The sequence below is a fragment of the Pseudomonas mangiferae genome, assembly GCF_007109405.1.
Lineage (GTDB): Bacteria > Pseudomonadota > Gammaproteobacteria > Pseudomonadales > Pseudomonadaceae > Pseudomonas_T > Pseudomonas_T mangiferae.
On record NZ_VJOY01000005.1, the window covers coordinates 18,833 to 31,972 of the forward strand.

General features: G+C 67.4%; 12 protein-coding genes and 1 pseudogene. 3 read left to right on the plus strand and 10 right to left on the minus strand.

Going from position 1 to position 13,140, the window contains the following annotated elements:
- Entirely contained in the window at positions 1-612 is a 612-nt protein-coding gene (locus FM069_RS08080; protein ID WP_143487792.1) for an aminodeoxychorismate/anthranilate synthase component II, read from the minus strand.
- Positions 613-1,131: 519 nt separating this feature from the next.
- Positions 1,132-1,266 (minus strand): annotated as a pseudogene (locus FM069_RS08085) (general stress protein); the annotation flags it as partial.
- A 512-nt stretch (positions 1,267-1,778) separates the two neighbouring features.
- On the opposite strand from FM069_RS08085, the gene FM069_RS08090 reads away from it, so the two are divergent.
- The 3 genes from FM069_RS08090 to FM069_RS08100 all read left to right on the plus strand — a co-directional run bounded on the left by FM069_RS08090 (position 1,779) and on the right by FM069_RS08100 (position 4,551).
- A complete protein-coding gene (locus FM069_RS08090) occupies positions 1,779-2,222 on the plus strand; it encodes a low affinity iron permease family protein (protein ID WP_143488054.1) in 444 nt (147 codons plus the stop codon).
- A 159-nt stretch (positions 2,223-2,381) separates the two neighbouring features.
- Positions 2,382-2,663: a hypothetical protein gene (locus tag FM069_RS08095; RefSeq protein WP_143487794.1), complete on the plus strand. Its 282-nt coding sequence runs from the start codon at positions 2,382-2,384 to the stop codon at positions 2,661-2,663.
- Positions 2,664-2,862: 199 nt separating this feature from the next.
- Entirely contained in the window at positions 2,863-4,551 is a 1,689-nt protein-coding gene (locus FM069_RS08100) for a hypothetical protein (RefSeq protein WP_143487795.1), read from the plus strand.
- 40 nt (positions 4,552-4,591) lie between these two features.
- Here FM069_RS08100 and FM069_RS08105 read toward each other — a convergent pair whose 3' ends face one another.
- The 8 genes from FM069_RS08105 to FM069_RS08140 all read right to left on the minus strand — a co-directional run bounded on the left by FM069_RS08105 (position 4,592) and on the right by FM069_RS08140 (position 13,139).
- Positions 4,592-4,783 (minus strand): hypothetical protein, encoded by a 192-nt coding sequence (locus FM069_RS08105; protein WP_143487796.1) that lies wholly within the window; start codon positions 4,781-4,783, stop codon positions 4,592-4,594.
- A gap of 68 nt (positions 4,784-4,851) precedes the next feature.
- The gene (trpE, locus tag FM069_RS08110; RefSeq protein WP_143487797.1) at positions 4,852-6,333 is read right to left on the minus strand and encodes an anthranilate synthase component I; all 1,482 of its coding nucleotides are present in this window, start codon (positions 6,331-6,333) and stop codon (positions 4,852-4,854) included.
- A 69-nt stretch (positions 6,334-6,402) separates the two neighbouring features.
- Positions 6,403-7,239 (minus strand): phosphoglycolate phosphatase, encoded by an 837-nt coding sequence (locus FM069_RS08115; RefSeq protein WP_143487798.1) that lies wholly within the window; start codon positions 7,237-7,239, stop codon positions 6,403-6,405.
- Positions 7,236-7,910 carry a ribulose-phosphate 3-epimerase gene (gene rpe / locus FM069_RS08120; RefSeq protein WP_143487799.1) on the minus strand — a complete coding sequence of 225 codons (675 nt, stop codon included), beginning with the start codon at positions 7,908-7,910 and terminating at the stop codon, positions 7,236-7,238. Before rpe ends, FM069_RS08115 begins: the two co-directional genes overlap by 4 nt.
- 110 nt (positions 7,911-8,020) lie before the next feature.
- The gene (locus tag FM069_RS08125; RefSeq protein WP_143487800.1) at positions 8,021-9,466 is read right to left on the minus strand and encodes a hypothetical protein; all 1,446 of its coding nucleotides are present in this window, start codon (positions 9,464-9,466) and stop codon (positions 8,021-8,023) included.
- 90 nt (positions 9,467-9,556) lie between these two features.
- Positions 9,557-10,705, minus strand: a complete 1,149-nt coding sequence (locus FM069_RS08130; RefSeq protein ID WP_143487801.1) for an iron-containing alcohol dehydrogenase — start codon at positions 10,703-10,705, stop codon at positions 9,557-9,559.
- 164 nt (positions 10,706-10,869) lie between these two features.
- Complete coding sequence (locus FM069_RS08135) at positions 10,870-12,240, minus strand: sigma-54 interaction domain-containing protein (RefSeq protein WP_143487802.1); 1,371 nt, start codon at positions 12,238-12,240, stop codon at positions 10,870-10,872.
- A gap of 74 nt (positions 12,241-12,314) precedes the next feature.
- Positions 12,315-13,139 carry an ABC transporter permease gene (locus FM069_RS08140; RefSeq protein ID WP_143487803.1) on the minus strand — a complete coding sequence of 275 codons (825 nt, stop codon included), beginning with the start codon at positions 13,137-13,139 and terminating at the stop codon, positions 12,315-12,317.
- Position 13,140: the final 1 nt, after the last annotated feature.

Consider the following 13,140-nt stretch of genomic DNA (forward strand, 5'->3'; position numbering starts at 1 on the left):
TCAGCGCACCCCGCTCGCGTCGCGCTGCCCGCCCTGCTGGCGAAGGAAGTTCGCCAGCAGCTCGTGGCCCTGCTCGGTAAGGATCGATTCGGGGTGAAACTGCACCCCCTCCACATGCAGGGTGCGGTGGCGCAACCCCATGATCTCGTCCCGCTCGCCGCCCTCACGCTGGGTCCAGGCGGTCACTTCCAGGCACTCGGGCAGGGTGTCGTGACGCACCACCAGGGAGTGGTAGCGGGTGACGGTGAGGGGGTTGTTCAGGCCGGCGAACACGCCCTGGTCCTGGTGGAACACCGGGCTGGTCTTGCCGTGCATCACCTGGCGCGCCCGCACCACGTCACCGCCGAAGGCCTGGCCGATGCTCTGGTGGCCGAGGCAGACCCCGAGGATCGGCAGGACACCGGCGAAGTGGCGGATCACGTCGAGGGACACCCCTGCCTCGCTGGGCGTGCAGGGGCCGGGGGAAATCACGATGCGCTCGGGCCGCAGGGCCTCGATGTCGGCGATGGAAAGCTCATCATTGCGAACCACCTTCACCTCGGCACCCAACTCGCCCAGGTACTGAACGACGTTGTAGGTAAAGGAATCGTAGTTGTCGATCATTAACAGCATGGCGCTCAACCCTATGTTCTGTGGCGCTTATAACGATCCGGGGTGGTGGCCGCAGTCGCACCGCGGGGGCGGAACGGACACACATCGGCGGAAGGCAGTACGGAGGCCGGCAGGACGCCGGAGGGGGAACGGTCAGGCGCGCCAGCGCCAACGGGCGTGGGCCTTGATGAGGCGCATCAGAAGGGTGCTGGATGTCACGGAGAAGCATCTCGCTGGACGGCTGCCCCGAACAGTAGCCCAGGGAAGGGCCGCGATGCAATACGAAGTCGGCAGAAAGCCAGTATCGTCAAGAGATCGTGTACAGCGGCGAGCAGAATGCGTTAGCAGAAGAGATATGCGCCTGATACGTTAAAGTCAGCGCTATCGAATAAAGAACGAAGCCATACCACATACATATATAAAAAAGCCGGATGATTAAGCCGAGCTGACTTATTAAACGTTCATCAAATGTAAAGCCAGCCCCTATAAGAGGAGGCATCGCGTGTGCGATGCCTGGGGCCCACTCGAGTCAGGGATGACTCAATTTCGGCCGCCTTTGCGACCGGCTTCGGAGGCGCGCTCCCGGTCGTTCGCAAAGTTGCCGCCGCTGGCGTGACCACCCTTGCGGCCGGCTTCGGACGCCTTCTCACGATCATTGGCGAAGTTACCCGGGTTGCTATTGCCTTGACGGTTAGCCATGGGAGTTCTCCTTTAATATTGAGAAAGTTTCGTGGCGCGACAGTGCGTCCACGGTAACTGAGAAGTAATCCATGCCCCGGAGTTCTCGGGTCGAGACGAATGGTAGATGGCAACAAGCGGGCACTTCACCATCAGTCGATAGTGGCCCATTCGACTAAGCAGCTGTTCTGTCGCATTAATCGACTGGGTGGAAACTTCAGCTTAAGGACGAAATCTTTTCTCCAGATCCGTCGCACTTTCCTGGTGCGGACGTTCTCTAGGGAGGGAGGGTGCGCAAACCTGCCTCTTTTCCAAGAGTTCAACGACTCGCCTGAACTTCGCAAAGTAGAGTGTTTCTATTGATGACAAGCACCAGGAGAACCTTCATGGCCCGTGATGAACCTGCCGGCGCGACGCTCTCCACGCCCCCGAACCCGCCCGAGCGCAGCGCCCCCTCCCGATCCACAGACGACACCCGGCAACCCGCCCCGAACGTGCCCAAGCCGCGAATGACGTTCGGCCAGTTCGCCAAGAACCTGTCCGATTGGTGCGGTCGTGCCCGTACCTTCCAGCTGGCTATCGTCGCCATCGTTCTGTGGGCGTGCAGCGGGCCCTACTTCCACTTCAACGACACTTGGCAGTTGATCATCAACACCAGCACCACCATCATCACTTTCCTCATGGTGTTCCTGATCCAGAACACCCAGAACCGCGACAACGACGCCCTGCACATCAAGCTGGACGAGCTGCTGCGGGTCACCAAGGGTGCCCAGGATCAGTTGCTCAACCTGGAAAACCTGGACGCCCACCAGTTGAAGGCCTTGCGGGAGCAGTACGCGAAGATCGGCGAACTGGCGCGTCGGGAATGCAGCGAGGAAGAGCTGATCCCGGTGGCCATCACCCTCCATGAAGACGTCCCCGAGCAGGAGCCCCGCCAGGACGTGCGCCCCTGAGCTTCACCGAATTTTCATGGATCGAAGCCCTGCCGCTGCCTGTCTGAAACGAGGCGCCTCCGTGCCGTTCCGTGGACCGTCGACGTCGAAGCTCCGCGCGTCGCCCGGCCTTGCGGCATGGACAGCACGCGTGCCTCTTTTTTCATTCAGGACCTCTCCATGCCTCGTTCCGCCCTGCTCTGCCTTGCATTGTTGATGACGGGTTGTGCCTCGGTCACGGACACCACCCTGCCCAATGGCCGTGCGGCGGTCGATATCGATTGCTCCGGCCAGGCGCTGAAGTGGGATACCTGTTACGAGAAGGCTGCCGAAGTGTGCCCGACCCGCGGTTACCGGGTGCTCGGCACCAAAGGCGAGCCGGATGCCGAACCCTCCGAGGCGCCCCTGGGCATCGAGCCAGGGAAATTCGCCAGCCGAAGCATGGTGATCACCTGCAAGTGACCGGATAGCCACACGCACCACTCGCCCACCTAGTGAACCGCTTCGAACGCAAACGCTGCGTCGCTCCGGGCGATTGGCGCGTCTGGCCAGGTGAGCCCAGCCGGCACTTGGAGTATCCTCTCGCGTTTTTCACGCCCCGATCCGGTGCCCACGGGGCCGCGGGCAGGGAGCACTGGCGAGCGGACAAGGAGCCGACCCCATGGTGGATAACGCGCGCATGCGAGACGGGGCCGTGGCGGCCCTGTTCGCTTTCATCGGCCTCGCCTACCTGGCATTGACCATCGTCGGGACCTGGAACAATTACTCTTCCGTCCCGTTCTGGGACATGTGGAACGGCTACCTGGAGTTCTACGCCCATTCCTCCGAGGGCTGGGAACCCTGGTGGGCGCTGCACAACGAGCATCGCATCCTGCTCTCCCGGGCCATCTTCTGGGTGGACCTGCATGTCTTCCGCGGCTCGATGGTCCTGCTGTTCACCCTCAACGTGCTGTTCAGCGTCTGCATCTTCCTGTGCTTCTTCGCCACCCTGAGGCGGCTGGTGCCCGATGGGCAGCGGCGCATTACGGTGGCTGCCGCGGCGGGCCTGATCGCAGTGGCGAGCTTCTCCTGGATCCAGTCGGACAACTTCACCTGGGCGTTCCAGAGTCAGTTCTTCCTCGCCTACCTGGTGCCCTTGCTGTCCTTCTGCCTGCTGGCGTGGTCGGCCGAGCGCGATTCGCGCCCGCTGTTCGTCCTCGCGCTGCTGACCGGCATGCTGGGCGCCGCCACCATGGCCAACGGGGTGCTGGCCTCACCGGTGCTGGTGGTCCTCGGGCTGTTCCTGCGCCTGGGCTGGCGCCGTATCGTCGCCTTGCTGATAGCGGCGGCGATCGAACTGCTGGGATATTTCCACGACTTCAAGCTTCCACCCGATCACAGCACCCTGCTTGGGGTGCTCCATGGCATGCCCATGGACCTGCTGCGCTACTTGCTGATGTACCTGGGTGGGCCCTGGCACTTCGTTTTCCAGGGCAGGAGCCTGTGGTTCCCAGTCATCGGCGGACTGCTGTTGCTGACCGGGATCGTAGCCGTGGGCGTGAGCATGCTCCGGGCTCGGCGGGCCGCGCCGCTGCAATTGGCGTTGCTGGCCTTCCTGCTGTTCTTTGGCGGCACAGCTCTGGGCACTGCAGGCGGACGGGTAGCCATCGGCGTGGAGCAGGCCATGAGCAGCCGTTACCTGACCCCGCAATTGATGGCCTGGAGCGCGCTGCTGATTCTGCTGGTCAGTCAATTCCGCTCGTTCAGCAAGGCACTGCTGGTGGTCCTGGCGCTGTTCATACCCCTGGCACTCCTACGCTTCCAGCTGCTGACCCTGGAGCACCCGAGCAAGCTGTTCGACCACCAGGTGGCCGCCCTCGCCATCCAGATGAACGTGCGCGATCCCGACTATCTCGGGCGCGTGTATTTCAATGATCGACTGGTCTTTGACATGGCCGCGGAAGCCAGGCGCGACCATCTCTCGATCTTCGACGAGCCCCCTTATCGGGCCTATGCCCAGCACGCCGGCACGGTCATGCCACAGCCAGGCGCTGCCTGTCAGGGCTACCTGGACGACGCTGTGCCCCTCGCTTCGGACGGCACGGCTTATCGCATCACAGGCTGGCTGACCAAGGCGGACGACTTCGCCACGCCGGCCTTCCTGCTGGTGGCCGATGCGGATGGCCGGGTGATCGGCTCGGCACTCACCGGCATTCCGCGGCCGGACGTGGCCCAGGTCATCGACCCGAAGGCCGGCCAGTCCGGCTTCGTCGGCTACCTGGCCGGCGAAGGGCGCCCGCGCGGGCCGCTGACCCTGATCGGCCAGTCGCCCGCCTGCCAGGTCAGCGTGGAGCTGCCGGCCGCGCCATGATCGGCTTGAACGGTCGCCGGCCGGGCAACCCGCGCCGGCCTCACGCGACCCGCGGCGGATTCGGCGGCAGGTCGGCCGGGCCGTCCACGTCGGGGACACCGTCGTCCGGCGTCTCCGGACCGGGGTTGGGCCCGGGGCGGGGTTCGGGCTGGTCGGGCTCCTGGCGCGGGGGCGGCGGCACCGGCCAGTTGTCGGGGGTGTCCGGCAGCGGTGGGGTTCCGGTGTTGGGCATGGCGGTCGCTCCAAACGAGAAGGGGACTCCGCTTGGAGTCCCCTTCTCGCTCCGAAGTGCCGCTCGCGTCACGCCCGTGGCGACTGCTCGGCCAGGGCCACCGCGCGGAACATCGCCCGGCGCTTGTTGAGGGTTTCTTCCCATTCCAGGGCCGGCACGGAGTCGGCGACGATGCCGCCGCCCGCCTGGATGTGCAGCTCGCCGTCCTTGATCACCGCGGTGCGGATGGCGATGGCGGTGTCCATGTTGCCGTTCCACGCCAGGTAACCCACCGCGCCGCCGTAGATGCCGCGCTTGACCGGCTCCAGCTGGTCGATGATCTCCATGGCGCGGATCTTCGGCGCCCCCGACAGGGTTCCGGCCGGCAGGATCGCCCGCAGCGCGTCCATGGCGGTGAGCCCTTCGCGCAGCAGCCCGGTGACGTTGGAAACGATGTGCATCACGTTGGAGTAGCGCTCGATCACCATCTTCTCGGTGAGGCGCACCGAGCCGGTGGCGCTGACCCGACCGACGTCGTTGCGCCCCAGGTCGATGAGCATCAGGTGCTCGGCGATTTCCTTGGCGTCCGCCAGCAGTTCCTGCTCCAGGGCCAGGTCGGCCTCCTCGGTGACGCCCCGGGGACGGGTGCCGGCGATGGGGCGCACGGTGACCAGGTTGTCCTCGACCCGCACCAGCACCTCCGGCGAACTGCCCACCACGTGGAAGTCGCCGAAGTTGAAGAAGTACATGTAGGGCGTCGGGTTCTGGGTGCGCAGGCCGCGATAGAGGTCGATGGGCGCCACGCTGAAGTCGATGCTCATGCGCTGGGACGGCACCACCTGCATGCAGTCGCCGGCGAGAATGAATTCCTTGATGGTGTCTACCGCGCGCTCGTAGTCGCCGTGGCTGAAGCTGGAGCGGAACGTGGGCTCGGCCGGTGCGGCGGCGCCCAGGTCGAGGCCGCGGCGCGGCACGATGGGCTGGCGCAGCTGGTCCAGCAGGCCCGCCAGGCGCGCCTGGCCCTGCTCGTAGGCGTCCGCGTCGGCAGGGTCGGCGAGAACGATGGCGTGGAGCTTGCCGGCCAGGTTGTCGAACACCACCACGGCGTCGGACACCATCAGCAGGATGTCCGGGGTGCCCAGGGGGTCCGGGTTGGGGCATGGGCCCAGGCGTTTCTCCACGTAGCGCACGCAGTCGTAGCCGAAGTAGCCCACCAGGCCGCCGTCGAACCGCGGCAGGCCGGCCAGGGTCGGCACCCGGAAGCGCGCCTTGAAGGCCTCGACGAAGGCCAGCGGGTCCTCGCAGGTCTGCCGCTCCACCTCGACGCCATCGGTGAGCACCTGCACGTCGTGGCCATGGACCCGCAGCACGGTGCGGCACGGCAGGCCGATGATGGAGTAGCGCCCCCACTTCTCGCCGCCCTGCACCGATTCCAGCAGGTAGGTATTGGGCGCGTCGGCCAGTTTCAGGTAGAGGGACAGCGGGGTGTCGAAGTCGGCCAGGGTTTCGAAGGACAGCGGGATGCGGTTGTAGCCTTCAGCGGCCAGGCGCAGGAACTCGTCGCGGGTCATGATCAGCCTCGTGGCAAGGGCGGGAATCGGGTCGGGGGCAAACGGGGCCGCGGCGCGGCCGGAGATCGGTCAGGCGCGCCAGCGCCAACGCGCCATGGCTTTGATGACCTTGGTTCCGGCTGCGGTGAACCAGCGTTTGCAATTGACCACCACGATGCGATCTCTGTGCGGGGTGTCGTCGGGAAAGTCCGGCCACGTTAGCGCAGCGTCCCCGGTGGCGCAACCGGGCAGCAGCTGGCGCAGGTCGTCCACCACCAGGGCGGGGTTTTCCTCGCCGATGGGCCGGCCATGGTTGTAGCCGTACTGCAGCCCCACGCAGAGCACGCCGGCGGCGCTGGCCGCCAGCACGTCGTTGCGCGAGTCGCCGACGAACAGGGCGTCCGCCGCCTCGATGCCGGCCATGCGCATGACGAACAGCAGCGCCGCCGGGTCGGGCTTCTTCTGCGGCAGGGTGTCGCCGCCGATGATCCAGCGGAAGTAGCGGCCCAGTTTCATCTCGTCCAGCAGCGGCGCGACGAAGCGCTCCGGCTTGTTGGTGATCAGCGCCATCTCCACCTTCTGGCGCTTCAGCCAGCGCAGGGTGGCGTGCACCCCGGGGTAGACCTGGGTGCCGGCATGGTGGTCGGCATAGGCGTCCATGAAGATCTCCAGCGCCGCTTCTGCCTCGGCATCGTCCACCGCACTGTGCTCGAAGCTGTTGGCCAGGGCCCGGCGCACCAGTACCGGCGCGCCGTTGCCGATCCAGTCGCGGACCCGCTCGATGCCCGCCGGCGGCCGCCCCAGGGTCACCAGCATGTGGTCGATGGCGGCGGCGAGGTCCGGCACCGAATCCACCAGGGTGCCGTCCAGGTCGAACATCACCAGGCGCGGCAGGCGCCCGGGAAACAGCTGCTCGAAGCCGTTCATGGACGCGCCGACGCCAGGGCCTGGCGCATGGCGTCCAGTGCCCCGCGGTAGTCCGGCGCGTTGAAGATGGCCGAGCCGGCGACGAAGGTGTCGGCGCCCGCCTCGGCGATCTCGCGGATGTTCTTCACGTTGACCCCGCCGTCGATCTCCAGGCGGATGTCGCGCCCGGAGGCGTCGATCAGCGCCCGCGCCTCGCGCAGCTTGGCGAGGGTGCCGGGAATGAACGCCTGGCCGCCGAAGCCGGGGTTGACGCTCATCAGCAGGACCATGTCCACCTTGTCCATCACGTACTTCAGCACGTCCAGCGGGGTCGCCGGGTTGAACACCAGGCCGGCCTTGGCGCCGCCGGCGCGGATCAGCTGCAGCGAGCGGTCGATGTGCTCGGAGGCTTCCGGATGGAAGGTGATGTAGCTGGCCCCGGCGTCCAGGAAGTCGCCGATGATGCGGTCCACCGGCTTGACCATCAGGTGCACGTCGATGGGCGCGGTGATGCCGTACTTGCGCAGCGCCGAGCAGACCATCGGGCCGATGGTCAGGTTGGGCACGTAGTGGTTGTCCATCACATCGAAGTGGACGATGTCGGCACCCGCGGCGAGCACGTTGTCCACCTCTTCCCCCAGGCGGGCGAAATCGGCGGACAGGATGGACGGGGCGATGGCATAGGGTTGCATGGCGCACCTTCTGGCGTTCGAAATGCCGCGCATTGTACGCGCCCGCGCCAGGTGCGGGCAGGGCGAAACGCGTCCGCCCCGTCCGATGGGAATGGGACGCGCTGGCGCCCTCAGGCCGCGCGCTGCGACACACCGACGCGGCGGGGTGGCTCGACGGTATCGGCATCGGGCAGCGGCGCGCGCTCCAGGTCGGCCGCCGCCAGGTCCTTGGCGAAGGTGCCGTCGTTCTCGCCCTGGAAGAAGCGGCGCCCGTAGATCAGCAGGCACAGCACGATGCCGATGGCGAAGGCCCAGGTGGCGCCCTTGATCGCCAGCACCGCGGCGATCACCCCGGCGATGCCCAGGTCGCGCTGGCTACGTGCTTCCATCACCCCGAGACGCACGCTGACGTAGCCCTGGATCAGCAGGGTCAGGGCCAGGGCGACCCCGAGGATCGGCTGCACGAAGGTCACCACCGGCAACAGCAGCAGGCCGGTGTTGGTGCCCCAGCGGAACGAGCCGACGCCACCGTAGATGGACTTCATCGCCTTCGGCCCACCCTTGAAGCGCTCGGTGACCACCACCAGCATCGCCGCCCACTTCGGGCCGCACATGGCCACGTCGGGGCCGAACACGCTCATCAGCGCGTTGCGCGCGCCGAAGATCAGGTGCGAGCGGTTGGCGTCGAAGTCCACCTTCTCGTCCGGGCGGCTGCGCTCGGCGTCGTCCAGCAGCGCCTTGGCCGAGAGCACGTCGCCGAACACGATGATGTACACCGCCAGCACGGTGGGGATGGTGGTGAGGAACATCTGCAGCGACGGCAGGCCCAGGCCGAACACCGTGTACTGGGTCCACAGGGTGACGAAGTCCGGCCGGCTCAGGCCCCACTGGATCTGCGGCCAGGCCGCCTCGCCGAACAGCGGCGCGATCACCACGGCGAGAATGACGATGGGCAGGATGCCCAGCTTGGCGAAGCTCCACCAGAAGGCGTTGCGCGCCTTCAGCACCTGGAAGTGTCGGGAGAAGATCAGGTAGAAGGCGACGCCGATGGCAATCGAGATGGTCCAGGGAAAGGCGTCGAACTTGCCGCCCACGGCGAACACCGAGGTCACCGCCGAGAGCCCGGCGCCGATGATGATGCCGGACTTGATCGCCGCCGGGATGAAGCCGATCACCCGGCTCGCCAGCCCCGTGGCGCCGAGGAAGATCGACAGCGCCCCGAGCATCAACTGGAAGGCGATCAGCGCGTGCACCCGCTCCGGCCCCATGGGGAACTGCGAGCAGAAGGCGATCAGCAGCGGCACCGCCGGGGTGATCCAGCCGGGCACCACCGGGTCGCCCAGCAGGTGGTGCAGCAGGTACAGCAGGCCGTTGAGCATGACCACCGCCAGGGCCGCCTCGAAGGGCATGCCCAGCACCTCGGTCATCAGCGGGATCGCCGCCAGGTCGACGGCACACATCAGCAGGCCCTGCAGGTAGTCCGACAGCTCGAAGCGGTAGTGCAGGAACGGCAGGCGCAGCTTGAACGGGCCGAGGGGAATGTAGGGGGACTCGGACGGAGTCGGGGAAGCAGCCATGGGGATTACCTTTCTTATTGATTATTGAACGGCATGGAGAAGCCCGGGCGGGCCGTGCGCCAGGCACCGGCACCCGCCCGCGACGGGCACTCAGTAGGCGGCGCGGTAGATCCGCTCGATGTCCCGGGCGCTGAGCACCCGCGGGTTGTTGCGCATCAGCCGGTCGATCTTCGCGGCCTCCTCGGCCATGGCCGGCAGGGCGTCCTCCGGCACCTCGAAGTGCCGCAGCCCGGCGGGAATCTCCACCCGCGCGCAGAGCGCGGCCATGGCCTGCACCGCGCGCTCCGCCGCGGCGTGCAGGGAGAGCCCGGCCAGCGGCTCGCCCATGGCCTCGGCGATGTCGCGGAAGCGCTCGGGGCAGGCCAGGGCGTTCCAGGCCATCACATGGGGCAGCAACAGGGCGTTGCTGACGCCGTGAGCGATGCCGAAGCGGCCGCCCAGGGGATAGGCCAGGGCGTGCACCGCGCCGACGCCGGCGTTGCCGAAGGCCATACCGGCCATCAGGCTGGCGGTGGCCATGTCTTCCCGGGCACGCAGGTCGTTGGGGTTGGCGTAGGCCTTGGGCAGGGCGCCGGCGATCAGGCGGATGGCGCCGATGGCCAGGGCGTCGGTGATGGGCGAGGCATGCAGCGACAGGTAGGCCTCCACCGCGTGGACCAGGGCGTCGACGCCGCTGGCGGCGGTCACCCCGCGGGGGCAGGTGAGGGTCATGGCCGGGCTCACCAGGGCCACGTCCGGCAGCAGGTAGTCGGAGACGATGCCCTTCTTCAGCTGCGCCGCCTTGTCCGAAAGGATCGCCACGTTGGTGACCTCCGAACCGGTGCCGGCGGTGGTGGGAATGGCGATCAGCGGCGGGCCCTTGCGCGGCACCTGGTCGACGCCGAACAGGTCGGCCAGCGGGCCGTCGTAGCCGGCGAAAGCGGCCACGCTCTTGGCGATATCCAGGGCGCTGCCGCCGCCGACGCCGATCAGCCCGTCGTGGCCGCCTTCCCGGTAGGCCCGGGTGCAGGTCTCGACGATGGCGATCTCCGGCTCCGGCTGCACCTGGTCGAAGAGGCCGTGGGGCAGGTCGCCGAGGCGCTCCCGCACCTGGTCGACGGTGCCGGAACGCACCAGCACGGCATCGGTGACGATCAGCGGGTTGCTGACCTTGAGGCGCGCCAGCTCGCTGGCCAGCTGGTCCAGGGCGGCACGGCCGGTCATCAGCTTGTTGGCGATCTTGAAGGCAGAAACGGTCATCGGGCTCACCCTGATCTTGTTATGGAGGTGGGTCCGAGCCATAGCCAAAGCTGTGCCAGTTTGTCGCAGGCCGCGTGGCACTAGGGGTCGATGGGATAGGGAGGGTTTCGACCGAAGGGTCGCGATTGATCCGCGGATCGATTCGGGCGACAGCGATCAGGAATCTAATCGCTGCGCTCCCAGCGTTTCATCTTCTGCACCACGGTCGCCTGGCTCACGCCCAGGGCCTTGGCCGCCAGCCGGGTGGTCTTGTGGCGCTGCAGGGCGCGGCGGATGGCCTCGCGCTCGGTACGCTCCACCAATCGCCGCAGGTCCAGGTCGCCGCCCTCCCCGGCTGCCTCCAGGTGGGCGCGGCATTCCTCCGGCAGGTCGGTGCTTTCGATGCGCGCCCCGCCGCAGGTGACCACCAGGCGCTCCACCACGTTGATCAGCTCGCGGATGTTGCCGGGCCAGGCGTAGTCCAGCAGCAGGTCCAGCGCCTCCAGGCTCAACGCCAACTCGCGCCGGTGGCGGGCGTTGAAATGGGCCAGGTAGTAGTCCAGCAGCGGGCGGATGTCCTGGCGCCGCTCCCGCAGGGGCGGGATGGCGATGGGCACCACGTTGAGGCGGTAGTAGAGGTCGGCGCGGAAACTGCCGTCCGCCACCATCTGCCGCAGGTCGCGGTGGGTGGCGGTGACGATGCGCACGTCGACTTCCTTCAGTTCCAGGCCGCCCACCGGGATGAAGCGGTTCTCCTCCAGCACCTTGAGCAGCTTCACCTGCAGCGCCAGGGGCAGGTCGCCCACTTCGTCGAGGAACAGCGTGCCGTGGTTGGCCAGCTCCAGCAGGCCGCGCTTGCCCTTGGCCGAGGCGCCGGTGAAGGCCCCCGGTGCGTAGCCGAACAGCTCGGCCTCCACCAGGTGCTCGGGCAGCGCGCCGCAGTTGAGGGACAGGAAGGGCTCGGCGGCCCGCGGGCTGGCGCGATGGATGAACTGCGCCACCAGGGTCTTGCCGACCCCGGTCTCGCCCTGCAGCAGCACCTTGACGTCGCTGGCGGCCACCTGGCGGGCCAGGGCGAACACTGCGCCGGAGACCTCCTGCCCGGCCACCAGGGGCGACTGCAACAGGCCGTCCCGGGGCGCATGGAGCCGCGCGGTGCTGCTGCGCAACTGGCGCAGCTGCTGCAGGGCGTCGCGCTCGTGCTTCATCCGCAGCAGCTCGGTCATGTCGCGCACCGCGCTGACCACGTAGCGCACGCGCCCGTCGCCCTCGAGGATCGGCGAGGCGCTGACCAGCAATTGCTTGCCGTTGCCCAGGCTCTGGGTCACCGAGAACGGCCGGCCCTCCTTGAGCACCCGCAGGGAGGCAGACTGGGAGATCACCCCCTCCCGCACCAGGTCCTGCATGGAACGCCCCACCAATGCCTCGCTGCGCAGGCCGGTGAGGCGCTCGTAGGCGCGGTTGATCTTCAGGGTGCGGCCGGCGGCGTCGGTGATGTAGACGCCGTCGTGCAGGGCATCCAGCAGCTCGCCGAAGCTGGGGTCGTCGAAATCCATCGCCGCCCCCGCTCAGGCCGCCGGTGCGGCCCGGCGAGGCGGGAAAGCCCCGCCGGGGATGCCATGGCCGGTCTTCATTGAGGCGCGGCGGTGCGCAGTTTCTCGCTGCGCCCGCGCAACCACTCCAGCACCAGCAGCAGCACCACCGAGAAGGCGATCAGCAGGGTGGCGGCGGCGGCGATGGTGGGGCTGAGGTTCTCGCGGATGCCGCTGAACATCTGCCGCGGCAGGGTGGCCTGTTCGGGGCCGGCGAGGAACAGCGTCACCACCACTTCGTCGAACGAGGTGGCGAAGGCGAACAGCGCGCCGGAGATCACCCCGGGGGCGATCAGCGGCAGGGTCACCCGGAAGAACGCGGTGAGGGGCGGCGCACCGAGGCTGGCGGCGGCGCGCACCAGGTTGTAGTTGAAGCCCTGTAGGGTGGCCGACACGGTGATGATCACGAAGGGCACGCCCAGCACCGCGTGCACCAGGATCAGCGACAGGTAGCTGTTGCCCAGGCCCAGGGGGGCGAAGAACAGGTAGCTGGCGACGCCGACGATCACCACCGGCACCACCATGGGCGAGATCACCAGGCTCATCACCAGCGCCTTGCCGCGGAACTCGCCCCGGGTCAGGCCGATGGCCGCGAGGGTACCGAAGACCATCGCCAGCAGCGTCGCCACCGGGGCGACGATCATGCTGTTGGTGAGCGCCCGCACCCATTCCGCGGAGGTGAAGAAATCCTGGTACCAGCGCAGGGAGAAACCCTGCAGCGGGTACACCAGGAAGGTGCCGGAGTTGAACGACAGCGGCACGATCACCAGTACCGGCAGGACCAGGAACAGCAGCACCAGGGCGCAGAGGATGCGCAGGGTGTAGAACCAGACGCGTTCGATGGGGGACAGGTAGGGGTTCATC